General features: G+C 66.3%; 22 protein-coding genes. 5 read left to right on the top strand and 17 right to left on the bottom strand.

Going from position 1 to position 23,738, the window contains the following annotated elements:
• Positions 1-317: 317 nt before the first annotated feature.
• From AC1D0O_RS07545 to cadR, 9 genes are all read right to left on the bottom strand, one after another.
• Positions 318-809: a thioesterase family protein gene (locus AC1D0O_RS07545; protein ID WP_477652927.1), complete on the bottom strand. Its 492-nt coding sequence runs from the start codon at positions 807-809 to the stop codon at positions 318-320.
• Complete coding sequence (locus AC1D0O_RS07540; RefSeq protein WP_477652926.1) at positions 806-1,981, bottom strand: acyl-CoA dehydrogenase family protein; 1,176 nt, start codon at positions 1,979-1,981, stop codon at positions 806-808. The genes AC1D0O_RS07545 and AC1D0O_RS07540 overlap by 4 nt, the downstream gene beginning before the upstream one ends.
• Complete coding sequence (locus AC1D0O_RS07535; protein WP_477652925.1) at positions 1,978-3,921, bottom strand: acetyl/propionyl/methylcrotonyl-CoA carboxylase subunit alpha; 1,944 nt, start codon at positions 3,919-3,921, stop codon at positions 1,978-1,980. The genes AC1D0O_RS07540 and AC1D0O_RS07535 overlap by 4 nt, the downstream gene beginning before the upstream one ends.
• The gene (locus tag AC1D0O_RS07530; protein WP_477653305.1) at positions 3,918-4,706 is read right to left on the bottom strand and encodes an enoyl-CoA hydratase/isomerase family protein; all 789 of its coding nucleotides are present in this window, start codon (positions 4,704-4,706) and stop codon (positions 3,918-3,920) included. The genes AC1D0O_RS07535 and AC1D0O_RS07530 overlap by 4 nt, the downstream gene beginning before the upstream one ends.
• Positions 4,707-4,711: 5 nt before the next feature.
• A complete protein-coding gene (locus tag AC1D0O_RS07525; protein WP_477652924.1) occupies positions 4,712-5,890 on the bottom strand; it encodes an acyl-CoA dehydrogenase family protein in 1,179 nt (392 codons plus the stop codon).
• A gap of 65 nt (positions 5,891-5,955) precedes the next feature.
• Positions 5,956-7,569 carry an acyl-CoA carboxylase subunit beta gene (locus tag AC1D0O_RS07520; protein ID WP_477652923.1) on the bottom strand — a complete coding sequence of 538 codons (1,614 nt, stop codon included), beginning with the start codon at positions 7,567-7,569 and terminating at the stop codon, positions 5,956-5,958.
• Positions 7,566-8,450 carry an SDR family oxidoreductase gene (locus AC1D0O_RS07515; protein WP_477652922.1) on the bottom strand — a complete coding sequence of 295 codons (885 nt, stop codon included), beginning with the start codon at positions 8,448-8,450 and terminating at the stop codon, positions 7,566-7,568. Before AC1D0O_RS07515 ends, AC1D0O_RS07520 begins: the two co-directional genes overlap by 4 nt.
• Positions 8,447-9,178 carry a TetR/AcrR family transcriptional regulator gene (locus AC1D0O_RS07510; RefSeq protein ID WP_477652921.1) on the bottom strand — a complete coding sequence of 244 codons (732 nt, stop codon included), beginning with the start codon at positions 9,176-9,178 and terminating at the stop codon, positions 8,447-8,449. The genes AC1D0O_RS07515 and AC1D0O_RS07510 overlap by 4 nt, the downstream gene beginning before the upstream one ends.
• Before the next feature lie 74 nt (positions 9,179-9,252).
• Positions 9,253-9,792 (bottom strand): Cd(II)/Pb(II)-responsive transcriptional regulator, encoded by a 540-nt coding sequence (gene cadR / locus AC1D0O_RS07505; protein WP_477652920.1) that lies wholly within the window; start codon positions 9,790-9,792, stop codon positions 9,253-9,255.
• 93 nt (positions 9,793-9,885) lie between these two features.
• On the opposite strand from cadR, the gene AC1D0O_RS07500 reads away from it, so the two are divergent.
• The gene (locus AC1D0O_RS07500) at positions 9,886-12,132 is read left to right on the top strand and encodes a heavy metal translocating P-type ATPase (protein WP_477652919.1); all 2,247 of its coding nucleotides are present in this window, start codon (positions 9,886-9,888) and stop codon (positions 12,130-12,132) included.
• An 87-nt stretch (positions 12,133-12,219) separates the two neighbouring features.
• On the opposite strand, the gene AC1D0O_RS07495 is transcribed toward AC1D0O_RS07500, so the two are convergent.
• The 7 genes from AC1D0O_RS07495 to AC1D0O_RS07465 all read right to left on the bottom strand — a co-directional run bounded on the left by AC1D0O_RS07495 (position 12,220) and on the right by AC1D0O_RS07465 (position 19,073).
• The gene (locus AC1D0O_RS07495; RefSeq protein ID WP_477652918.1) at positions 12,220-13,287 is read right to left on the bottom strand and encodes an ABC transporter substrate-binding protein; all 1,068 of its coding nucleotides are present in this window, start codon (positions 13,285-13,287) and stop codon (positions 12,220-12,222) included.
• A gap of 51 nt (positions 13,288-13,338) precedes the next feature.
• Positions 13,339-14,496 (bottom strand): NAD(P)/FAD-dependent oxidoreductase, encoded by a 1,158-nt coding sequence (locus AC1D0O_RS07490; RefSeq protein WP_477652917.1) that lies wholly within the window; start codon positions 14,494-14,496, stop codon positions 13,339-13,341.
• Positions 14,493-15,875, bottom strand: coding sequence for an FAD/NAD(P)-dependent oxidoreductase (locus AC1D0O_RS07485; protein ID WP_477652916.1), 1,383 nt, complete (start codon positions 15,873-15,875; stop codon positions 14,493-14,495). The genes AC1D0O_RS07490 and AC1D0O_RS07485 overlap by 4 nt, the downstream gene beginning before the upstream one ends.
• Complete coding sequence (locus AC1D0O_RS07480) at positions 15,872-16,204, bottom strand: (2Fe-2S)-binding protein (protein WP_477652915.1); 333 nt, start codon at positions 16,202-16,204, stop codon at positions 15,872-15,874. Before AC1D0O_RS07480 ends, AC1D0O_RS07485 begins: the two co-directional genes overlap by 4 nt.
• Complete coding sequence (locus AC1D0O_RS07475; RefSeq protein WP_413329086.1) at positions 16,201-16,995, bottom strand: ABC transporter permease; 795 nt, start codon at positions 16,993-16,995, stop codon at positions 16,201-16,203. Before AC1D0O_RS07475 ends, AC1D0O_RS07480 begins: the two co-directional genes overlap by 4 nt.
• A 114-nt stretch (positions 16,996-17,109) precedes the next feature.
• Complete coding sequence (locus AC1D0O_RS07470) at positions 17,110-18,006, bottom strand: ABC transporter permease (RefSeq protein WP_477652914.1); 897 nt, start codon at positions 18,004-18,006, stop codon at positions 17,110-17,112.
• On the bottom strand, positions 18,003-19,073 hold the full coding sequence (locus AC1D0O_RS07465; RefSeq protein ID WP_477652913.1) for an ABC transporter ATP-binding protein: 1,071 nt from the start codon (positions 19,071-19,073) through the stop codon (positions 18,003-18,005). Before AC1D0O_RS07465 ends, AC1D0O_RS07470 begins: the two co-directional genes overlap by 4 nt.
• A gap of 208 nt (positions 19,074-19,281) precedes the next feature.
• Here AC1D0O_RS07465 and AC1D0O_RS07460 point away from each other — a divergent pair, with 208 nt between their 5' ends.
• Together AC1D0O_RS07460 and AC1D0O_RS07455 are read left to right on the top strand one after the other, a co-directional pair.
• Positions 19,282-20,103, top strand: coding sequence for an IclR family transcriptional regulator (locus AC1D0O_RS07460; RefSeq protein WP_477652912.1), 822 nt, complete (start codon positions 19,282-19,284; stop codon positions 20,101-20,103).
• 53 nt (positions 20,104-20,156) lie between these two features.
• Positions 20,157-20,441 (top strand): hypothetical protein, encoded by a 285-nt coding sequence (locus tag AC1D0O_RS07455; RefSeq protein WP_477652911.1) that lies wholly within the window; start codon positions 20,157-20,159, stop codon positions 20,439-20,441.
• A gap of 41 nt (positions 20,442-20,482) precedes the next feature.
• Here the strand turns inward: AC1D0O_RS07455 and AC1D0O_RS07450 are convergent, their stop codons facing one another.
• Positions 20,483-21,397, bottom strand: a complete 915-nt coding sequence (locus tag AC1D0O_RS07450; RefSeq protein WP_477652910.1) for a LysR family transcriptional regulator — start codon at positions 21,395-21,397, stop codon at positions 20,483-20,485.
• Between the two features lie 80 nt (positions 21,398-21,477).
• Here AC1D0O_RS07450 and AC1D0O_RS07445 point away from each other — a divergent pair, with 80 nt between their 5' ends.
• Both AC1D0O_RS07445 and AC1D0O_RS07440 read left to right on the top strand, forming a co-directional pair.
• Positions 21,478-22,506: a 2-oxoadipate dioxygenase/decarboxylase family protein gene (locus AC1D0O_RS07445; RefSeq protein WP_477652909.1), complete on the top strand. Its 1,029-nt coding sequence runs from the start codon at positions 21,478-21,480 to the stop codon at positions 22,504-22,506.
• Complete coding sequence (locus tag AC1D0O_RS07440) at positions 22,503-23,720, top strand: aminotransferase-like domain-containing protein (protein WP_477652908.1); 1,218 nt, start codon at positions 22,503-22,505, stop codon at positions 23,718-23,720. Before AC1D0O_RS07445 ends, AC1D0O_RS07440 begins: the two co-directional genes overlap by 4 nt.
• Positions 23,721-23,738 lie beyond the last annotated feature (18 nt).

Below are 23,738 nucleotides of genomic sequence, written 5' to 3'. Positions count from 1 at the left end.
CCACGGCGAGTCCTTGTTTGTATTTGTCTTCTTTGTGTTTCTGTCTTCTGTCCCTGCTCCCGCTTGTCCCGTCCTGGCTGGGCCGAGGAGCGCAGACGTAGGCGGATCAGGGATCGCGCTTGTTTGAGCGAAGCGAGTTTGCGCGAGACCCCGCCGTAGTCGAGCACCGCAGGTTGCCCGTAGCGAAGCATAGGGACCCAGACTGCGGGTCGCCTTTTTTTGCTTACTTTTTTTGGCGAAGCAAAAAAAGTGAGTCGCATGCCGGGCGACCCCGGCCAGCAACCCTCAGCAGCGAGCGCACCGCCGGAGCAAGACGGCTAAGAAACGATATAAGCCCCAGCCCCAGTCGAAAACAGCTTCCCGTCCGAACCCAGAAACTCCATCCGCGTACTCGCCACCCGCGAACCGAGCCTCATCACCTCAGCCCGAAGCTCAAAATAATCACTAATCCCCGGCCGCAGATAGTCGATCCGCAAATCTATAGTCCCCAGCTTGGCGAAACGCTGCAGTCGCTGCAACGGCGTCTCATCCATATGGCGCGCGCCTATCGCCGCCATCACCGCCAGCCCACCTATGGCGTCCAGCCCGGCGCTGATCACGCCGCCGTGGATGCGGTTGTGCGCGTAATGGCCTATCAGTTCGTTGCGCATGTCGATGCGCGCCGTGACCCTTTCAGCCGTCACCGAGGTGATCTTCAGCCCCAGCAACTTGTTGAAGACGATTTTTTCCTCGAACAAGTTCTTGAGTGAAGCGATGAAATCCGGCTCGAATTCAATCGCACCGGTGGGTATGGGCTGTGCTTTGGTCATAGTCCCAATTGTCGTGCAGCGAGGTCCTTCATGATTTCTTCGGCGCCGCCGCCTATCATCATGACCTTGACCTCGCGGTAAATGCGTTCGCTTTTTGTACCGCGCATATAGCCCATGCCGCCCAGGATCTGCACCGCCTGGTCGGCGCAGAACTGCATGGTTTGTGTGGCATGGTTCTTCAGCAAACAGACCTGGGCCACCCAGTCGGCATTGCCCGAAGCCTCCTCGCCGGCGTCGGCGCGCGCGGCTAGCGCGTCCGCCCAGGCGCGTGTGGAGGCGATGCGCATCTGCATATCGACCAGCTTGTGGCGCACCACCTGGCGCTCGACCAGCGCGGCCCCGAAGGTCTTGCGCTGGCGCGCCCAGTTCAGCGCTTCGTCATAACAGGCCTCGGCAAAACCGAGCGCGGCTACCGCCAGCGCCATGCGCTCACCGTTGAAATTGCCCATGACCATGCGAAAGCCCGCGCCCTCCTCGCCGATCCGGTAACGGGCCGGCACGCGCACCTTGTCAAAGCGCAGATGCGCCGTGTCCGAACACCACCAGCCCATCTTCTGCAAAGGGCTGCGCGACAAGCCCGCCGTATCGCCCGGCACCACCAACAGGGAAATGCCGGCCGGCCCTTTGGCCTCGCCCGTTCGCACGGCCACTGTCAGGAAATCGGCGCGCAGGCCCGAGGTGATGAATACTTTTTCACCGTCAATCACATAATCGCCGCCGTCGCGCCGCGCGGTGCTGCGCAGCGCGGCCACGTCCGAACCGCCGCCGGGTTCGGTGACAGCCAGCGCTGCGATTTTTTCGCCGCGCAGCACGGGTGTGATGACTTCTTGCTGCAGGTCAGGGCTGCCATGGCGCAGCACGGGCGGCAGCGCGATGTTGTGGGAAAACAGGCTGGCCATCACGCCGCCGCTGCCGCCGTAACGGCACAAGGCCAGAGTGACCGCGTTGCGCAGCCGCCAGGAAGTCGGCGTGCCGCCCAACGCCTCGGGATAGCCCAGGCCCAGCAAACCCAGTTCGGCCGCTCGTGTGTAAAGCGCACGCGGAAACTCTCCGGCTTCGTCCCATGCCGTGGCATGGGGCGCGATCTCGCGTTCGGCAAAACGCTGAACGGTTTCGGCCATCGCGGCGATGGCCTCTTCGTCCTCGCCATGGGCCGGGTGCGGCGAGTTCATGCCTCAAACCTCAGCAGGATCTGGCCGGGCACTGCCTGCTGGCCGGGCTCCACCATCACGGCAGCCAGCATCGCATCGTGCGGGGCATTGACCGCATGTTCGAGTTTCATGGATTCGATCACCAGCAGGGTGTCGCCGCGCCGCACGGCCTGGCCGGCGACGGCATGCACGGCGATGACCTTGCCGTTAAACGCTGCGCGCAACTCGCGCGATGCGGCCGCTGCGCCCGAAGCCGCGGCTTCAAAGCTCGCGTCTTCGAGAAAAAGGTCGACGCCGTCCGCCTGCACATGCCAGCGCAAGGTGGCCTGCCCAACGGCGTCCTGCAGGCGCACGGCCACCGCGCGCCGTTGCGTGCCACCGATTTGCACCATGGTCGCACCCTCGGGCCCTGTCGCCGTTTCCGCCGACAAGGTCCGACCGCCGGCCTCGACCTCCAGACGTCCCCGGCCCGCTTCGCGCATGCGAAGGTCCAGCACCTGGCCGCGGTGCCGCAACCTGAGCGGTTTGGGAAACGGGCACGGCAGGTCGGAGCTAGCCCCGGGAAAAATCGCCGCGAGCCCCAGCAGCACAAGCGCCTCCTCCTGCGCTTTTCGCAGTCCGGTTCTCAAAGCAGCGCCGTGCTCCGCCAGGAAAGGTATCAGCGCATCACCGGCACGAAACACCGCATGGTCCAGGCAGGCGGCCAGAAAGGCGCGGTTGGTCGGCAGGCCCAGCACCTCGGTGCGGCCTAGCGCCGCGATAAGGCCGTCCACGGCCTCCTCGCGCGTAGCCGCATGCGCCACGAGCTTGCCCAGCATGGAGTCATAGTGCGGCGGCACCACCAGGCCTTCGAACAGCGCGTGGTCGAAGCGAACGCCGCGCGGCTCGCGAAAGCGCCGGACCGTGCCGGCGTGCGGCCTGAAGTCTTCGTCTTCCGCACACAGTCGCACTTCGATGGCATGGCCCGTAAACACCACGTCCTCCTGGGCCAGCGGCAAGGCCTCACCCTGGGCGATGCGCAGCTGCCATTCGACCAGGTCCAGACCGGTCACCGCCTCGGTCACGGGATGTTCAACCTGCAGGCGCGTGTTCATCTCCATCAAAAAGAAGTCCGAACCCTCAACCAGAAACTCCACCGTGCCCGCGCCCACATAGCCCGCCGCCCGCGCGAGCGCCACGGCGGCGGCACAGATGCGCGCGCGCAGGGCCGCATCGACGGCGGGACTCGGCGTTTCTTCAATGAGCTTCTGGTGGCGCCGCTGCACCGAGCAGTCGCGCTCACCCAGATGGATGCAAGAGCCGTGGGCATCGGCAAACACCTGCACCTCGACATGACGAGGGTTCAACAAGGCTTTTTCGATCAACAGCTCCTCGCTGCCGAAGGCCGACGCAGCCTCCGAGCGCGCGCTGCGCAGAGCCGCAGCCAGGGCTTCAGCCGACAACACCAGCCGCATGCCGCGCCCGCCGCCGCCCGCCACGGCTTTGACCATCAGCGGGTAGCCGATGCGGCCGGCCTCGGTTTCAAAGCGTGCGTCCGACTGGTCATCTCCCTGGTAACCCGGCAGGCAGGGCACGCCTTGCGCCCGCGCCAGCTGTTTGGCGGCGGCCTTGCTGCCCAGCTGCCGCATCGCGGCCGGCGGCGGCCCCACCCACACCAGCCCCGCAGCGATCACCGCCTCGGCAAAGGCCGCGTTCTCGCTGAGGAAGCCGTAGCCGGGATGCACCGCGTCGGCGCCGCTGTCCTGCGCCGCGGCGATCAGCTTGTCGATCCGCAAATAAGAGTCGACCGAGACGTCGCCGCCCAGGGCACACGCCATGCCGGCCTCGCGCACGTGCAGCGCACCGGCATCGGCGTCCGAATACACCGCCACCGTTTGCATGCCCATGGCGTGGGCGGTGCGCAGAATGCGGCGGGCGATCTCGCCGCGATTCGCCACCAGCAGGCGACGGATTTTGGTCATGCAGCCCATTCCGGCTGGGCCTTGCGCGAAAAGGCCTGCAAGCCTTCGGCCGCCTCGGCTCCGCGCAGGCTGCCGGCAAACAGGGCGGCCGCCTGGTCCAGCACGTCCGGCTGGCCCTGCGATGCCGCCAGCAATTCCTTGGTGGCGGCCAGCGCGCGCGGCCCGGCCTGGCCCAGCCGAGCCAGCAGGGCCTGCAAAGCCGCCGGCAATTCGTCACCTGCATGTACTTCGTCCACCAGGCCCAGCTGCAGGGCTTCCCACGCCGTCCACCTGCGGCCCGTCAGCAGGCATTGCCGTGCCGCGCGGTCGCCAAGTCGCTTGAGCACAAAGGGCGCGATCTGCGCCGGGGCGATGCCCAGCGTCACCTCGGGCGCGGCCAGCACCGCGCGATAGCCGGCCAGCACAAAGTCGGCGCAGCACACCAGGCCCAGGCCGCCGCCCATGGCCGGGCCGTTGACCACGGCCACCAGCACTTGCGGCAGCCTGCTCAAGGATTGCAGCAGCGTGCCGAAGCGGCGGTTCATCGCGACCAGCGGGTCCGCCGCGCCCAATGGCAGGGCTTGGCCTATGGCCTCGGAAAAACCACCCAGGCTGCCGCCCGTGCAAAAAGCGCCGCCGGCTCCGGCCAGCACGACAAAGCGCAGCGAAAGGTCTTTCGCCGCGCGCTCGCAGGCGGCCTGCAGGGCTTCCACCATCGCGTCGCTCAAGGCGTTGCGCGTGGCCGGGTCCTTGAGTATCCAGGTCTCGGTTGCGCCTTCGCGCACCACATCCAGCAGCTTGTTCATGGCGGTCACGCTGGCTTCTTGACGGACTTGGCCACGCCCATCATCTTGGCGATGATGCCCATCATGACTTCGTCGGCGCCGCCGCCTATGGAAGCCAGCCGGCCGTCGCGAAACATGCGCGCGACCTTGTTCTCCCAGGTGTAGCCCATGCCGCCCCAGAACTGCAGGCAGGTGTCGGGCACCAGGCGGTTGAGCCGCCCGGCCTTGAGCTTGGCCATGGAAGCGAGTTCGGTCACATCCTGGCCCTGCACATAAAGCTCGCAGGCGCGGTAAGTCATGGCGCGCAGGCTTTCGACTTCGGTCTTCATCTCGGCCAGCTTGAACTGCACCCATTGCTGGTCGGCCAGCACGGCGCCGAAGAGCTTGCGTTCATGTGCCCATTCGACCGTCCATTCGATGCAGTTGGAGAGCGACTGTATGCAGCTGGCCGCGCACCAGAGGCGCTCCTCCTGGAACTGCATCATCTGGTAGGTAAAACCCGAGCCCTCGCTGCCGATGAGGTAGCGCTGCGGCACACGCACTTCGTCAAAATAAATCAGGCCGGTGTCCGACGAGTGCATGCCGATTTTTTTGATCTTTTTCGCCGCCTCAATGCCTTTGCGCAGTTTTCCGCCTTCGCGCATAGGCACCATGACCAGGCTTTTGTTTTTGTGCGCGGGCCCTTCGCCGGTATTGACCAGCATGCACATCCAGTCGGCCTGCAGGCTGTTGGTGATCCACATCTTCTGGCCGCTGATCACATAGTCACCACCGTCCTTGCGCGCGTGGCTTTTGATGGAGGCCACGTCGCTGCCCGCGCCGGGCTCGCTTACGCCTATGCAGCCCACGGTGTCGCCGGCAATCGCGGGCGCCAGGAACTCGCGCTTGAGTTCGTCGCTGCCGAAGCGTGCCAGCGCCGGTGTGCACATGTCGGTCTGCACGCCGATGGCCATGGGCACGCCGCCGCAGTCGATGTGGCCCAGCGCTTCGGCCATGGCTACGCCATAGGAATAATCAAGGCCGGCGCCGCCGTACGCTTCGGGCTTGGTCAGGCCCAGCAGGCCCAGGTTGCCGAGTTTTTTGAAAACCTCATGCGCAGGAAATATCTCGGCCGCCTCCCATTCATCGACATGCGGGTTGATCTCGGCGTCTATGAAGCGCTTGAGGGTTTTCTGGATTTCCAGGTGTTCGTGGCTGTATTGCATTTTTGTCTCCGCTTCTTTCTTCGTTTCTTTCTTCGTTTCTTTGTTTTCCTGCCGTGGGGACCGGCCTACATGCGCGCCACGCCGTATTGCAGCGGCCTGAGCCGCCTCGCCTCAGCCTGCGCACAGATGTCCAGGCATTGCGCCAGCACGGCGCGTGTGTCGCGCGGGTCTATCACGCCGTCGTCCAGCACCAGGCCGGAGGTGTAGAACACGTCTGCCTGGGCTTCGAACACCGCGACGATCTTGTCGTACTGGGCCTGCGACTGGGCCGGGTCAGGCGCGATGCCTTTGCGCGCCAGCGCCGCCTCGCTGACGATTTGCATGGTGCGCGCGGCCTGCTCGCCGCCCATGACGGCCGTTCTGGCGCTGGGCCAGCTGAAAAGAAAACGCGGCGCATAAGCACGGCCGCACATGCCGTAGTTGCCAGCGCCGAAGGACGCGCCGCACTGGATCGTGATCTGCGGCACCGTGGCGTTGGTGACGGCCTGGATCATCTTGGAGCCGTGCTTGATCATGCCGGCCTGCTCGCTCTCCTTGCCCACCATATAACCGGTGGTGTTTTGCAGGTAGATGATGGGATGGCCCAGCTGGCACATCAGCTGGATGAAATGGGTGGCCTTGTTGGCGCCGGCCACGTCGATGGGACCGTTGTTGCTGAGGATGCCGACCGCATGGCCGCCCAGGGACGCCTGCACGCAGACCGTGGCCGCGCCATACAAAGCCTTGAAGGGCAAGAAGTCGGAACCATCCACCAGCCGCGCGATCAGCTCCTGCATGTCCAGCGGCTGGCGCAGGTCGTCCGGCACCAGGCCCAACAGCTCCTGCGCCGGGTACAGCGGTTCACGCGCCGTGCCTGGGGAGGCTGCCTGCGCCCACGCGGTGCGTGCCACGACCTCACGCGCCAGGCCCAGCGCCTCGCGGTCGTCCCCGGCCAGCTGTTCACCCAGGCCGGATACGGTGCTGTGCATGAGCGCGCCGCCCAGCTCCTCTTCGGTCGCCATTTCGCCGGTGGCGGCCATCAGCAACGGCGGGCCGGCCAGGAAGGCGCGCGAACGGTCACGCACCATGATGACGACGTCGCTGAGGCCGGGCATGTAAGCACCGCCTGCCGTGCCCGAACCGTGCTGCACGGTGATCACGGGAATGCCGGCCGCCGACAGGCGCGCCAGGTTGCGGAACAAGGCGCCGCCGTTCACAAAACCTTCGACCCGGTAGCGCATGAGGTTGGCGCCCGCGCTTTCCACCAGGTGGATAAAGGGCAATTTGTTTTGCAAGGCGATTTCCTGCACGCGCAGGATTTTTTCCAGACCCATGGCTTGCACGGCCCCGGCTTCTATGCCGGAGTCGCTGGCCACCACCATGCAGCGCACGCCGCTGACAAAACCGATGCCGGCCACCACGCCGCCGCCCGGCACCGACTGGGCGGCCTCCTTGCTGTCCTGGAGGTAGCCGGCCAGAGAACACAGCGGCAGCCAGAGCGCGCCGGCGTCGAGCAGCAGCGCCACACGTTCGCGCGGCAGCAGCTGGCCGCGCTTGTCAAAGGCGGGCCGCGACTTCGCCGAAGCGGCGGCGCTGCGTTCCTCTAGCGCGCGCAGCGCCGCGATGCGCGCCAGCATGGCGTCCCGCCGCTGCAAGGCCTGCGGCGACTGCGCATTCCACGCGGACTGGAACACCGTCATGACTGCAAGACTTTCGGTGTTTCGGCGAGGTGGAAACCGTCGAAGGGCTTGACGGCCTCACGCTGCAGCGCTTCGGCATCGGGCCGCTGCTGGGGCCAGCCCATGCGCACCTGGGGCCTGGCGCCGTCCACGCGCAGCGTGCTGCCGCTGATGAAGTTGGCGGCCTTGCTGAGCAGGAACACTACGGCGGCCGAGGTTTCGCTTTCGGTGCCGAAGCGGCCCAGCGGCACGGTGTGGCGCATCTCGCGCAGCATGGGGCCGGCCTCGGGCGGGTAGTGGTCCATGCCGCTGGAGGCGATGTAGCCGGGCGCCACCGCGTTCACGCGCACGCCGCTTCTGGCCCATTCGGCCGCTGCGGTTTCAGTGAAGCTCACCATGCCGGCGCGCGCCGCGCCACTGTGGCCCATGCTGGGCATGGAGCCCCACATGTCGGCCACGATGTTGACGACGCTGCCGCCCTTGTCCTGCATGGCCTGCAGATAGCATTCGCGCGCCATCAGGAAGCCGCCTGTCAGGTTGGTGTTGATGACGGCCTCCCAGCCCTTGGCGCTGATGGCCTCCAGCGGCGTGATGTACTGGCCGCCGGCGTTGTTGACCAGGCCGTCAATGCGGCCCTGCGCCACCACGATGGCGGTGATGGTGGTCCTGACGGCTTCCTCCTGGCGTATGTCGCAGGGGTGGAAGCTGACACGGCCGCCCTGCGCCGCGATCTCGCCGGCCACGTCGTGAAGCTTGACGACCTGCCGGCCTATCAGCACCACGTGGGCGCCGAGCGCGGCGAGCTCGTGCGCGATGCAACGGCCTATGCCGGAACCGCCGCCGGTGACGACAATGACCTGGCCGGCGAACAGGCCGGGCTGGAAAACCGATTGGTAGCTCATGGCAAAGCCTTTGATGAGGCGGTTTTGCCCGGCGCCGGGGCGTGAATGAAAAGCGCCATGGCCGCGTCGGTCAGGTCGTCCAGCGTGGCGGCCTGTCTGGCGTCAAACCACTGCACCGACCAGTTGAGCGCGCCGAACATCAGCAGGCGCGCCAGCTTCACCGGCCCCTTGAGCTGCCCTGCCCCGGCCAGGGCCTGCAGCACGGGCTCCCAGACGGCTTCATAGTCGCTTTGCAGCTTGGTCAGCAGCGCGCGCTGCCGGGTGGTGATGGAGCGCGACTCGTAGAGCATGACCGGGATGAAATCGCTGCCGGAGCCCAGCAGCACACCGAAGTGGCTGCGTATCAACAGCCGCAGCAAAGCCGGCGCGTCATCGGTGGGCAAGCCGGCCGCCTGCAGGGCCGCGGCCTGGCGCAGCAGGGCCGAGCGCATGCCCTCCTCCATCACCGCGTAGAGCAGCGCGCCCTTGCTTTTGAAGTGGTAGAAGGGCGAGCCGCTGTGCATGCCGACGGCCGCCGCGATGTCGCGCGTGCTGGTGGCGTTGAAGCCTTTTTTCCGGAACAGCCGGGCGGCAGCGTTGATGAGTTCGATGCGGCGGTTGCCGTCGTCGCGCTCGTCCAGGGTTTTGCGCGGGCGGCCACGCGGGCGTTTTTCAGCGCTGGCGGCCGCGGTTTTCGGGGGTGAAGGGGCGCGTTTGGCGAGGCGCGAACGCGCGGCGGGTTTTTCCATAAGGACGGACCATAGCAAAACCCGGTATTTTTAGCAAGCAAGCGCTTTGTAAAAATACCGCAGCGCGAGCCGGCTCACTTGCGCGCGCGGCCCGCCTTGCCGGCGGCGGGCCCGGCGCCGCCTTCTTTGCCGGGCGCACCCACCTGCGGGTGCGCGCCGTGGATGTGGTGGGCCGCATGGCCGCGCTCCACAACAGGTGTACGGTTCTGGCTTTGCCGCAGGGCGGCTTTTTCCAGGCCGCTGAGGATGCCGCAGTCATCGGCGCCCTGGTCGCTGGCGCACTGCTCACGCAGCAGCTTGAGGTCTTTTTCCAGCGCCTTGAGCTCGCGTATGCGCGTGGCGACATGGCTGATGTGTTCGTCCAGCAAGGTGTTGACGTCGGCGCAGCTGCCGGCGGGCGCGTCCTTGAAGTTCAGCAGGGTGCGGATCTCGGCCAGCGTCATGTCCAGCGAGCGGCAGTGGCGTATGAAGGCCAGGCGCTGCACATGGCTTTCGTCGTAGATGCGGTAATTGGCCTCGGTGCGCGCCGCTTCGGGCAGCAAACCCTCGCGCTCGTAGTAACGTATGGTTTCCGTCTGGGTCTGGGCGGTTTTGGCCAGCTCTCCGATTTTCATGGCGACCTCCTTGAACATCGTCCCGACATCGCGGCAGGGTCACTCGCCAATCGCGCTTGACTCTAAGGCCGCTACAGGGTTTCCAATTAAGCCATGAAACCCGAAAAAACCCCAGTTTCCGGCCTCAAAGGCCCTACCGGCGACTGCTGCGGCAGCGCCCATGCCGCCCACGCCAGCCGGCCCGCGGCAGCCGTCATGGCCGGCGCCGCGGGGCGCCTGTTCCGCATCGCGACCATGGACTGCAGCGCCGAGGAATCGGACATACGCCGCGCCCTGGAACCCGTCATCGGCATACGCTCGTTGGGCTTCCAGCTGGGCGCGCGCACGCTCAGGATAGACGCCAGCGAAGAAGCCTATGCGCCGGCGCTGGAGGCGATACGCCGGGCCGGGTTTGACCCGCAGCCGGCCCAGGCCACCAGCCCGAAAGCCGAAAGCCATGAAGGGCACGGACATGATCGCAGCCATGACAGCGGCTTTGGCGGCGGCGTAGCACGCCTCGTCGCCGCGCTGGCGCTGGCGGTTGGTGCGGAAACTGTTTCATTTTTTGCACCCGAACTGATGGCCTGGAAAATCGCCGGCATGGCGATCGCGGCCGCGGCGATTGCCCTGGCCGGCCTCGATACCTATAAAAAAGGCCTGGCCGCCCTGCTGCGCGGCAAGCTCAACATCAACGCGCTGATGTCGGTGGCCGTCACCGGCGCCTTCCTGATCGGCCAATGGCCGGAAGCAGCCATGGTGATGGCGCTGTATGCAATTGCCGAGTTGATCGAAGCCCGCGCTGTGGACCGCGCCCGCGATGCGATCAAGGGCCTGCTGGACATGGCACCCGAACAGGCGCTGATGCAAGGTGAAGACGGCGCCTGGACCATCACGCCGGTGACCGCCGTGCCGCTGCAAGCTCTGGTGCGCATACGCCCCGGCGAGCGCGTGCCGCTGGACGGCCTCGTCACCCGGGGCAGCAGCGCCGTCAACCAGGCACCCATCACCGGCGAAAGCATTCCCGTCGACAAAGAGGCCGGCGACGCCGTCTTCGCCGGCACCATCAATGAAACCGGCGAGATCGAAATGCGCGTCACCGCGGCGGCCGGCAACACCACGCTGGCCCGCATCATCCATGCGGTGGAGCAGGCCCAGGGCAGCCGCGCACCCACGCAGCGTTTTGTCGACCGCTTTGCCGCGGTCTATACACCGGCCGTGTTCGTGATCGCCGTCGCAGTGGCGCTGCTGATGCCGCTGCTCGCCGGAATCACCTGGCAGGATTCGCTCTACAAAGCACTGGTACTGCTGGTGATCGCCTGCCCCTGCGCGCTGGTGATTTCCACGCCGGTCACCGTCGTCAGCGGCCTGTCGGCCGCCGCGCGGCGCGGCATCCTCATCAAGGGCGGCACTTATCTTGAGCAGGCGCGCCTGCTCAAGGCCGTCGCGCTCGACAAGACCGGCACCATCACCGAAGGCAAACCGCAGCTCGTGGACTGGCGCGCCTGGGGCGACGCCCGCGAGGCATCCCTCACGCAGCTGGCTGCCGGCATGGCCGCGCGCTCCGACCATCCGGTGTCCAAAGCCATCGCCGCGGGCTTGAACACCGAGCCTGCCGAAGTACAGGACTTCAAGGCCCTGCCAGGGCGCGGCACGGAGGGTGCCATCGCGGGCCGGCGCCTGGTGCTGGGCAACCACCGCCTCGTGCATGAACTCGGCCTCTGTGGCACGGAGCTTGAGGCCGAATTGTCACGGCATGAACAACAGGGCCGCACCGTGACCCTGCTCGCCGATGACACCCGCGTACTGGCCCTGTTCGCGGTGGCCGACACCATCAAGGAAAGCTCGCGCCAGGCCGTCACCAACCTCAAAGCGCTGGGTGTCACGCCCGTGATGCTGACCGGCGACAACAACGCCACGGCGCGCGCCATCGCGGCCCAGGCCGGCATAAACGACGCGCGCGGCGACCTGCTGCCCGAGGCCAAACTCGATGCGATACGCGAGATGCAGCAACGCTACGGCGCCACCGGCATGGCGGGCGACGGCATCAACGACGCGCCCGCGCTGGCCCAGGCCGACATCGGCTTCGCCATGGGCGGGGCGGGTTCCGACACCGCCATGGAAGCGGCCGACGTGGTCATCATGAACGACAACCTCGAACGCGTCGCCGAGACCGTGCGCCTGTCACAACGCACGCACGCCATCCTGTGGCAGAACATCAGCCTGGCCCTGGGCATCAAAAGCGCCTTCCTGCTCCTTGCCGTGTTCGGCACGGCCACGATGTGGATGGCGGTGTTCGCCGACATGGGCGCCAGCCTGCTGGTGGTGGGCAACGGCTTGCGCCTGCTGCGCCAGCGGCCTTAAAAGCTGCTCCAAAGAAAAACCCGAAGCGGGCAAGCCAGCTTCGGGTTGTGGGGCCTACGCGCAGATGCGCAGATTGGAAAAAAGAAATCAGCGCTCGACCGTCTTGTTCCAGCGCGCATTCCAGGCCGGGCGGTTTTCGTTGATCACGTCCCAGTCCACGGCGATGGCGGTTTTCATGTACTCGTTCATCTGGGTCACCAGCGCCGCGGCCTTGCCGCTGGCCTTGGTCTTGGGGTTGGACGGGATCTGGTCGCCGAACTCCAGCGCCGCTGCTTGAGCTTCGGGCGACAGCAGGTACTGGGCCAGCTTGTGGGCCAGCGCGGGTTCGCTGTTCTTGGCGATCACGCATTCACCGACGGTCAGCACGGCCGAGCCTTCCTTGGGCTGCACGTATTCCACGGGCAGGCCCTTGTCTTTGAGCACGCCGACGGCGGTGGGCGTGAGCGGGAACATCGCGGCCTCGCCGGTCTGCACCATTTCAGCGAGCTTGGCGGAGCTCGGGATGTACTCGAGCACATTGGGGCCTATGGTCGTGGGCCAGGCCTTGAAACCGGGCTCCACGTTCTTGTCGTTGCCGCCCTGGATGCGGTTGAACAGCAGGAAGCCGTGCAGGCCGAAGGTCGACGAAGACAGCGACTGGAACACCACCTTGCCCTTGTACTTGGGGTTGGCCATGTCCATCCAGGATGTCGGCGGCGCCCAGCCTTTTTCGGTGAACATCTTCTTGTTGTAGGCGATGCCGGTCATGCCGATGTTGACGCCGGCGGCCATGTCGCCCTTGAAGCGCGCGGTCGGGAACAAATCGTTCAGCGCCGGGCCGGCCTGCATTTTTTCGCACAAACCCATGCCGATGGCGCGGTACATGATGCCGTCGTCCAGGAACATCACGTGCATCTGCGGGTTGTCCTTGTTGGCCTGCGCCTTGGCCAGGATGTCCGAGGAGGTACCGGGCACGACCACGACCTTGACGTTGTTGGCTTTCTCGAAGGCACCGAAGACGTGTTCGGTGTAGGTTTTTTCCATGGTGCCGCCGTTCATGCCGATGTACAGCGTCTTGGCCTGGGCCATGGCGTTGCCGCCGGCGAAACTCGCCGCGAGAACGGCAAGCGATACCGCAGTGGCGCGGGCGTTCAGGAATCGTGGGGAGGTGTTCATGGAAAGCTCCTGGTGGCGTGGGTGAAAGAAATGACAGTGAAAGGAAGATGGCTAGACAACGGCGGAAGAGGCAAGCCCAGTGGTTGCCGCACTCGGGCTTGAAGGAAAACGTTCAATCGAAAAAGCCTCAATCGGCGTGGCGCTGCGGCCCTCGCAGACCAGGTCGGCCAGCACCGCGCCAACCCCCGGCCCCAGCTGGAAGCCGCCGCCGGCAAAACCGAATGCATGAATCAGGCCCGGTGTGGTGGCGCTGGGGCCCAGCACCGGCAGTCGGTCCGGGAGGTAGCCCTCGGTGCCGCTCCAGGTGCGGATGATGTGGGCGTTTTTCAGCGCCGGCAGCAGCTCGACGGTCTGCTGCATCAGGCCGGCCAGGCCGCTGCGCTGCGCGCGGGCGCGCTGCTCGTCCAGTGCATAACCCCGGCCGCCGCCTATGACGCAGTTGCCGCGCGCCACCTGGCGGGCGTAGATGCCGCCGCCCTCCACGCCCAGGCTCAGGTCCATGAACACGGGCAGCGGCTCGGTCACCGCCATCTCGGGGTGGCCGGCCTCCATGGGCACGGTCTCGCCAAATTGCGCGGCAATGCGGTCGGCCCAGGCGCCGGCGCAGTTGAGCAAATGTTTGGCGCGCACTTCCAGCACCTCGCCCGAGCGCAGCACAAACAGCTCGCCGTCGTGCGCGACCTCGTCCACACGGGTCTGCTCGCGGATGTGGGCGCCCAGGTTGCGCGCGGCCAGCGCGAAGGCCGGCGACACCAGGCGCGGGTTGGCTTGGCCGTCGCCGGGGCACAGCGAGGCGCCGACGGCGGCCCGGCCCAGCCAGGGGCAGCGCTCGCGCAGGGCGCGCGTGGACAGCATCTGCAAATCCATGCCCCAGCCCTGCGTGCGCTCGCGGTAGCTTTCAAGCGAAGCCAGGTCGGCCTCGCTGCGCGCGATCTTGAGATGGCCGGACTGGACGTATTCGCCGTCTATGCCTATGAGTTCGGGCAAGCGCGCCCACAGGCCCTGCGCGCGCTGCGACAGCGGCAGCTGGCTCAGCGGCCGGCCCTGGCGGCGCACGCCGCCGTAGTTCACGCCGCTGGAGCGCGAACCGCAAAGGTCGCGCTCCAGCAGCACGACTGAAAAGCCCATGCGGCGCAAAAACAGCGCAGCCGACGCGCCCATGATGCCGCCGCCCACAATCGCCACGTCGGCGGTGATGCGCTCCATCATGCGGCCTCCTGCTGCAGCGCCGGTGCGGCCGTGGCCGAAAACGGCAGCGGCTTGATGGGCGACTGCCCGCGCAGCCGGCCCACGGCATCGGGCTGCACGCTGCAGGCCTGCGCGAGGATCTCGGCCGCCGCCACGCCGCAGCTGCGGCCCTGGCATCTGCCCATGCCGACCCGCGTCAATGCCTTGAGGCGGTTCATCTCGCGCGCGCCGGTGTCGGCCACGCAACGGCGCAGTTCACCCGCCGTGATTTCCTCGCAGCGGCAGACCACAAGCTCGTCGGGTGCGCTGGCGGCCCAATGCACCGGAAACGGAAAGGCGCGCTCCAGCCCCTGGCGGAAGGCCGCGGTGCGCGCCAGCTGCCGCTCCAGCCAGGCCGCGCGTGTGAGGTCAATGCGGTGCCCGGTATCCGCGAGCAGCGCCAGGGCGGTGCGTTCGCCGGCCCACTCGGCGGCGTCCGCGCCCATGATGCCTGCGCCGTCGCCGGCCAGGTAGACGCCCGCCACACTGGAGCGTCCCACGGCGTCGCGCTCGGGCAGCGCGCCGCGCTGCAGGCCGTCATAACGAAAGCGGCAGCCCAGCAGGTCGGCCAGCTGCGTCTCGGAACGCAGCGCGTAGCCAAAGCCGACACTATCGCAAGCAATCTGGTGTTCACGGCCGGCCTTGCGCCAATGCATGGCCTGCACACGCTCGCCGCCTTCGGCGCGAACCAGTTCCACGCCCTGGTGCACCGCGACCCCATGCGCGCGCAGCCAGCCCAGGTAGTACATGCCTTTGGCCAGCAGCGCCGGCTGGCGCAGCATCGCGGGCACGGCGGCGAGCTTGCCCGCGAAACCTGCCGTATCGAGCACTGCAACAACGTTGGCGCCCGCCTTCGCATACTGGTAGGCGATCAAATACAGCAGCGGCCCGGTGCCGGCAAAGACCACACGCGAGCCGATCGCGCAGCCCTGGAATTTGAGCGCCACCTGCGCGGCGCCCAGTGTGTAGACGCCGGGCAAAGTCCAGCCCGGGAAAGGCAGGACGCGGTCCGTCGCACCTGTGGCGACGATCAGGTGGCTGTAGGGCAAGGTGCTCATGGCACCGTGGTGGAGCAGGTCGAGCGTGCCGCCTTCGGCGCTCCAGACCAGGGTGTCGGGCCGGTAATCGACCTTGCCCAGGATGCCGGCCATGGCGCCGTGCAACGCATCGGCGCGCCCGGTTTCAAAACCATAGAGCGCTTCTTTGGGCCGCGTAAAACCCGCGGGCGGCTGGCGGTAGATCTGCCCGCCCCAGCGCGGCGCCTCGTCCACCACCACCGGACGCAGGCCATGCGCCACCAGCGCCTGGGCCGCACGCACGCCGGCCGGGCCGGCGCCCACAATCACGGGCTGCACGCTCATGCCAGGCCCTCCGCGCCGGTCACCAGCCGCATACCATCTTCGATAAAAGTACCGCAGGCGCGCAGGCGCTTGCCCGATTCGGTGGCAACCCAGCAGTCCTGGCAGGCGCCCATCAGGCAAAAGCCGGCGCGCGGCTCGCCGCTGAATTCGCTGAAGCGCAGGCGCGCACTGTGCGTGAGCACCGCCGTCAACACGGTGTCGCCGGCCAGCGCCGTCAGCGGCTGCCCGTTGAGCACAAAACCCACGGGCTTGCGGCCGCCTTCGGCCAGTCTCTGGAGCAATGGCCCGCGTGGTTCGGCAAGGCCGGGAGTTTCGGCGGATGGCTTCATTTGTGTCCCACGAGAATCTTGTCAAGGCCGTAGATGCGGTCCAGCACCAGCATGGCCACCGCCGTCAGCGCCACCATGAGTGCCGAGACCGCCGCCATCAAAGGGTCTATGGACTCGGTCGCATACATATACATGCGCACCGGCAGGGTCACGGTCGAGGGCGCGGTGACGAAGATGGACATGGTCACTTCGTCAAAGCTGTTGATGAAGGCCAGCAGCCAGCCGCCGGTGACGCCGGGCAAAATCATCGGCAGCGTGACACGGGTGAACACGGTTGCCTGGCTCGCGCCCAGCGACAGGGCCGCCTGCTCGGCGCTGCGGTCGCTGCCCTCCACCGAGGCCAGCACCAGGCGCAGCACGTATGGCGTGATGATGACCACGTGCGCCAGCGCCAGCCAGAAGAAGCTGCCGGTCGCGCCTATCAGGGAGAAGGTGCGCAGCAGCGCCACACCCAGCACCAGGTGCGGAATGATCAGCGGCGAGAGGAACAGGCCATTGAGGAAATCGCGGCCCGGAAAGCTGTGGCGCGCGATCGCCAGTCCGGCCGGGACGGCCAGCACGGTTGCCAGCGTGGCCGAAATCGCGGCCAGCCAGAGGCTGTTCTTGAAGGACTGCACAAAATCAGAGTGCGCGAACACCGCACGGAACCAACGCAGCGAAAACTCCGTGGTCGGAATGGCCAGCGTGTTGCCGGGCGTGAAAGCCACCACACACACGATGACCAGCGGCGCCAGCATGAAGGTGATGACCAGCGCATTGAAGAGCAGCGCGAGGGGACCGTTTTTGGACATGGTTGACTTTCTATTCCATGTCTAATTCAGTTCGAGACTAGGCGCACCGCCGCAGACAGTGCTACAGCACGGCAAGGCGGGGCAACGACGTATCGGACTGAATTAGGCATGGAATTACCCCAGAGATTTTTTGTAGGAGCGCTCCAGCACGCGGTTGTAGCTCAGCATGATGGCCAGGTTGGCCAGCAGCAAAGTCAGCGCGATGGCCGCGCCCAGCGGCCAGTTGAGCTCGTGCAGGTATTCGTCATAGACCACGGTGGCCACCATCTTCAGGCGGCGCCCGCCCAGCAGGCCGGGAATCGCGAAGGCGCTGGCGCTCAGGCCGAAGACGATCAGGCTGCCCGACAAAATGCCCGGCAGCACCTGCGGAAAAATGATGCGGCGCAAGGTGGTGAAGTGCGAGGCCTGCAGCGACAGCGCCGCGTCTTCCACGCCCGGGTCCAGCTTTTGCAGCGAGGTCCACACCGGGATCACCATGAAAGGCAGCATCACGTGCACCAGCGCGATGACCACGGCCGCCTCGGTGTAGAGGATGCGCATGGACGGCAGGCCCGCGGCGCGCATGACTTGGTTGACCACGCCCTCGGGGCCCAGCAGCATGCTCCAGCCGAAAGCGCGCACCACCACCGACACCAGCAGCGGCGCCAGCACCACCAGCAGCAAAATCGAGCGCCAGGGGCTGCGCATGCGGCTCAGCACATAGGCTTCGGGCGCGCCCACCAGGACGCAGATCAGCGTGGTCAGCGCCGAAATCCACAGTGTGCGCCAGAAGATGCCGTGGTAGTAATCGTCCGTCAGCACGGCAGCGTAGTGCGCGAGCGTGAAGCTGTTCTTGACGCCGGTGGCATGGTCGAAGACCTGGAAGGACAGCACGGCGGTGAGCGCCAGCGGCACCAGCAGCAGGCAGGCGAACAGCGTGAAGGCCGGCGCCGACAGCAGCCACGGCGCGCGCGAAGCGCCGGCCCGGGCCGGTGCAAGTGCAGGTGCCTGCACCAAGGCGGCGCTGCTCATGCCGGCACCCCTTGCGCGCCGGGCAGCAGGCGCACCTGCTGCGCGGTCCAGTCCAGGCCCACGTTGGCGCCCTCTTCCGCCGGCGCCGTGCCATCGTTGGGGCAGACCACCGCAAGCAGGCCGGCGGCGGTGGACACCTGGTACAGCCACTGGCTTCCCAGGAAAAAGCGCTCGTTGACCGTGCCGCCCAGGCGGCCCTGGGCCTCGGGCACCAGGCGGATTTTTTCGGGACGCAGGCTCAGCACCACGGCGTCGCCTTCAGACACGCCGGGGGCCTCGACCTCCAGCGGCACATTGCCGCCCACCTTGACAGTGGCCCAGGGGCCGGCGGCCGTCACACGGCCTTCCAGCAAATTGGCCTTGCCGACAAAACTCGAGATGAAGCGGGTCTGCGGGTGTTCATAGAGCCGGTGCGGCTGGTCGATCTGCGTCACGCGGCCGGCTTCCATGACGACGACGCGGTCGCTGATGGACATGGCCTCGGTCTGGTCGTGCGTGACCATCACCGTGGTGGTGCCGACCTTGCGCTGAATCTGCCGCAGCTCGAACTGCATTTCCTCGCGCAGCTTGGCGTCCAGGTTGGACAGCGGCTCGTCCAGCAGCAGCACGGGCGGCTCGATGACAAGGGCACGAGCCAAGGCCACGCGCTGGCGCTGCCCGCCCGAAAGTTCACGCGGGTAACGGCCGGCGTGCGCCTCCAGGTGCACCAGCGCCAGCGCGGCTTTCACGCGTTCAGCGCGCTCCTGCTTGTCGACACGCCGCATCTCCAGGCCGAAGCTCACGTTGTCATAAACGCTCATGTGCGGGAACAGCGCATAACTCTGGAACACGATGCCCAGGCCGCGCGAATTGGGTTTGGCATGCGTGATGTCGCGGCCGTCCAGCGTGACCTGCCCGGAAGTCACCTCACAAAAGCCCGCGATCATCTGCAGGGTGGTGGTCTTGCCGCAGCCCGAGGGGCCCAGCAGCGAGACGAATTCGCCCTTGTCCACCGACAGGTTCATGTCGGCCACGGCTCGGGTCGCGCCATAGGACTTGTTCACGTTCGCCAGGGTCAAAAAGGACATGGGGAGCACCTCTGCAACAAGGGGGTGGCCAGCGCCGCACATACCAAACGATGTACAAAACGGTGACACCTTGATGACTTCATGCTATGGCATGTAGGAAAAAATCGTCAATAGGTTATTCCGTATAGAGATATCTTTATTTGATTTATTCCGTTGAACGGAATTTATATACACTTATCATCAAATCGATTCCGCCAAAGGAGAGGCTGTGAAAGACGAAGACAATAGCTCCAGCAGCGTGCAGCGCGCCTTTTCCATCATCCGGGCACTGGCCGCGACCCAGGCCAAGGGCGGGCGCATCACCCACGTCGCCAAGGCCACGGGCCTGACCCAGGCGACCACCCACCGCATCCTGCAAAGCCTGGTGGCCGAGCGCGTGGTGGAGCAGGACGCGGCCTCCAAGCTGTACCGGCTGAGCATCGAATTTTTCGCGCTGGCGGCCCAGGCCGGGAACTCCATGGACCTGCGCGGCCTGTGCCGGCCGTCCATGCTGCGCCTGTGCGCCAGCCTGGGCGACACCATCTTTTTGCTGGTGCGCAGCGGCTTTGACGCGGTCTGCCTGGACCGCAGCGAGGGCCCCTTCCCGATACGCTCCTTCACCGGCGACATAGGCGGGCGTGTGGCGCTGGGCATGGGCCAGGGCAGCCTGGCCATCCTGGCCTTCCTGCCCGAGACCGAGCGCGAGGAAGTGATCCGCTACAACCTGCCGCGCGTGCGCGAGTTCGGTGTGTTTGACGAGGTCTACCTGCGCACCGAAATCGAGCGTGTGCGCGAATTCGGCTACGCCGGGCGTAACACCGGCCTGCTCGATGGCATGGCCGGTGTCGGCGTGCCGGTGCTGGACCGCGAAGGCCGCGCCGTCGCCGCACTCAGTGTGGGCACGATTTCCTCACGCCTGAGCCCGGACCGCCTGCCCACGGTGGTCGAATTGCTCAAACGCGAGGCCGCGGCCATAGGCGCGCAGATCAACCCTTTTGACAGCACCTTGCGGCGGCCGGCGCAGAGTTTGGCCCCGGCCGACAAGGCCTGAGACACTCTTGAAGTTGCAATCCTTCTTCACGCCACCAAGAATGGAAAGACCTCATGGATAACGACAACGAACTCGCCAAGAAGCGCCGTGCGATTCTTTCAGTCAAAGAACGGGCAGTCTTCAAGCTGGGGCTTGCGGCGATCTCGTTTTGCCTGGCCTGGGCGGAATGGCTCACACCTTCCGTTCCGCCCTTTATGGGTAAATGGGCCTGGACACAAACCTTGGCTTTCGAGGTGATGGGGCCGCGTGGACTTGTCGGGATCTGGATGGCGCTGGGAATGCTGCTGTTGATGCTCGGCCTTGTGCAGCTATGGACATCAGGAACGAAAGCTGATTAAAGGCGGGGGTTCAGGCACACGGCGACCTGCTCGCCGCTCGTTCACTTCAACGAAGCCGATTGCTCACGCAACCACCCACGCAGCTGTATCAGCGGTCGCCAGTTCGTCTTTTGCGAAGGCCAGACCAGGTAATACGCAAAGTCCGAGCTCAGCGCGAGATCAAAGGGCACGGCCAGCGTGCCGTCGGCGATGTCGTCGGCCACCAGGAAGCGCGGAAGCACGGCCAGGCCCAGGCCGGCCTTGACGGCCTGGGCGATCATGGAAAAGAGTTCGTATTTGGGGCCGGTGGCCGCGCTTTGCGTGTCGGCGATGCCGGCCAGCTGGAACCAGTCGCGCCAGGCGTTCGGGCGCGTGCTCTGGTGGATCAAGGTGAACTTCAGCACGTCGGCCGGCTTGCGCAGCTGGCGTTTCTTGATGAGCGCCGGGCTGCACACCACTACGCTGTCTTCGCCCATCAGATATTCGGACTCCGTGCCCGGCCAGTCGGGCCGGCCGTAGTGGATGGCGGCATCCAGCCCCGTCAGCGAGAAATCAAAAGGCTGCAGGCGCGTCGCCAGGTTCAAGGTTACATGGGGGTGCGCTTTCAGGAAAGACGGCATGCGCGGGATCAGCCACTTGGTCGCAAACGTCGGCACCACGCCGAGCTCCAGCGTGCCGCCCTCGCCTTTGGACGAGACCAGGTCCAGCATCGCTGCCTCCAGCGAATCCAGCGCCGGGCTGACACGCGCGAGCAGCGAGCGGCCCGCATCGGTCAGCTCCAGTTGGCGCGGCAGGCGGCGAAACAAGCTCACGTCCAGCTCCTGCTCCAGCCCCAGGATCTGGTGGCTGACGGCGCTCTGGCTCACCGACAGGTCTTGCGCCGCCAGGGTGAAGCTGCCGCGGTGGGCTGCCGCTTCAAAAGCCAGCAAGGCCTGGGTGGAGGGGATTTTCCGGCGCATCACATGAATATATCTCATGCATCTATCGAAATTGATCCTTTGTACATGGTGTCGAAATTACCGAAAATCCGGCATTCTTTAGCATAAATACCCCCGAAATGACCCATCTCCAGAAGCTGCTCTCCGCTGTCCTGCCATCCGAAGCCGTCAAAGAAATCCATGAACAGATGTACGTTCATCCCGGACTGCAGCAAGCCGCTTCCGGCACCGTGACACGCGCGGAACTGGCCCAGGCGCTCAATATGGCCTTGTTCCACGGCCTGGTGCAGCGCGTGCCGGCTGGGCAGGACTACATCGCGAGCGACGTGGTGGGCCAGCAGCGCAAGGTGGTGTTCGACCACGGCGCGCTGCGCACCGTGCGTTGGCCCAGCGGCGCCTTGCCCGCCGGCGAGGCGGCCTTCACGCGTGTGCTGCGCCCGCTGGGTTTTGAATTGCAGGGCACCTACCCGCTGCCGCGCCTCAAGATGACGGGACGGGCCTACAGCCACTGCGATTTCCCTGAAGAGATCGCGCAGTTTTTTGTCTCCGAACTGCACCCCGAGCAGTTTTCCGCGACCTTCCAGTCCGCCGTCACGCGCGTGCTGGCCAGCTCGCGCGACCCGCTGAGCCCGCAGGACATCGCCGACCTGGAGCAGCTCACGCGCGACGGCGTTTTGCCGCTGTTGCAGGCGCTGCGCCTGCTGCCGCAGCTGCTGCAGTGCTTTGACCGCCAGCACGGCGTGTTCGCGATGGACGACTACGAACTGCTGCTGGCCGAATCGGCCGAGATGGCCTGGATTTCCACCGAAGGCAATGCCTTCAACCATGCAACCGACCGCGTGGACGACGTGGATGCGGTGGCTGAACGCCAGCGCGCGCTGGGCCGGCCCATCAAGGACAAGGTCGAGGTCTCGGCGAGCGGCCGCGTGCGGCAAACGGCCTTTCGTGCCGCCGGCGTGCAGCGCGACTTCATCACCGACCAGGGTCGCGTCTCGCGTGAAGTGCCCGGCTCGTTCTACGAATTCATCACACGCGACGAACTGCGCACCGCCGGCGCGGCCAACGACCCGGTGCAGCCGCGCCTGGACCTGGCCTTTGACGCCGGCAACGCCACCGGCATTTTCGGCATGACGGCCGCCCGCGCATGACGGCTGCGCGCGGGGCGCTGCGCCCGCTGTACGCGCAGGCCAGCGGTTCGCCGATACGCGCCATGCTGGCGCTGGCCGGCCGCGAGGGCATGATTTCACTGGCCGGCGGCCATCCCGACCCGGCGCTGCTGCCGGCCGACTGGCTGCGCGAGTCGCTGCTGGAAGTGGCCGGCCGGCTGCAAGGCCGCAGCCTGCAGTACGGCGCCACCGAAGGCCTGGCCGCGCTGCGCGAAGCCAGCGCGGCGCTGCTGCAACAGCGCGGCCTGGCGGCGCAGGCTGACGGCGTGCTGATCACCACCGGCTCGCAGCAGGCCATAGACCTGCTCGCGCGCGTGCTGGTTGAACCCGGCGAAGGCGTGGCGGTGGAATCCTTCAACTACCCGGCGGCGCTGCAGGCCTTCCGTTTCGCGGGCGCGCGCCTGGTCGAAGTGCCGACCAACGCGCAAGACATGGACATCGACAAACTCGAACCCATCCTGCAGGCCGACCGCCCGCGCGTGCTGTACGTCGTGCCCAACTTCGCCAACCCGACCGGTGCCGTGATGCCGCTGGCACGCCGGCTGCGCCTGCTGGAACTGGCCGCAGAGTACGGCGTCACGCTGATCGAAGACGATCCTTATGGCGAACTCTGGTTTGAGGAAGCGCCGCCGCCTTCGCTCGCGCAATTGAACCAGCAAGCCGGCTCGCCCGCGCAGGTCGCGTATATGACCAGCTACTCCAAGGTGGTCGCGCCGGCCTTGCGCCTGGGTGTGCTGCTGGCGCCGGCCGAGATCGCGCGCGGCGTGGTGCTGGCCAAGCAGGCGGCCGACGTGCACAGCGGTTCGCTGGAGCAATTGACGCTGGCGACCATGCTGGCTTCCGGTCGCCTGGCATCGCACCTGGCTGATCTGCGTCCGGCCTATGCCGCCAAAGGCAGGGCGCTGGACCAGGCCTTGCGCGCGCACTGCGGTGGCCTGCTGGAGTTTGACAAGCCGAAGGGCGGCATGTTCATATGGGCAAAACTCAACGCTGCCCTGCCCTTGCTGCCCACGCAGGCCTGGGTGGACTTCGGCCTTCAACACCAGGTGCTGGTGGTGCCGGGCGCCGCCTTCAGCATCGGCAACAACGCACAGCCCTGGCTGCGCCTGAGTTTTGCCAACCCCACGCCGGACGCGCTGCGGCAAGGCGCGAAACGCCTGGGCCGCGGATTGCGCGAGCTCGCCACCCAACACTGATTTCAAGACACCCACGAA

It is taken from the genome of Polaromonas sp. P1_F2, from assembly GCF_056405735.1.
The sequence above is the reverse complement of the archived record's forward strand: the minus strand, read 5'-3'. Positions and strand labels throughout refer to the sequence as shown.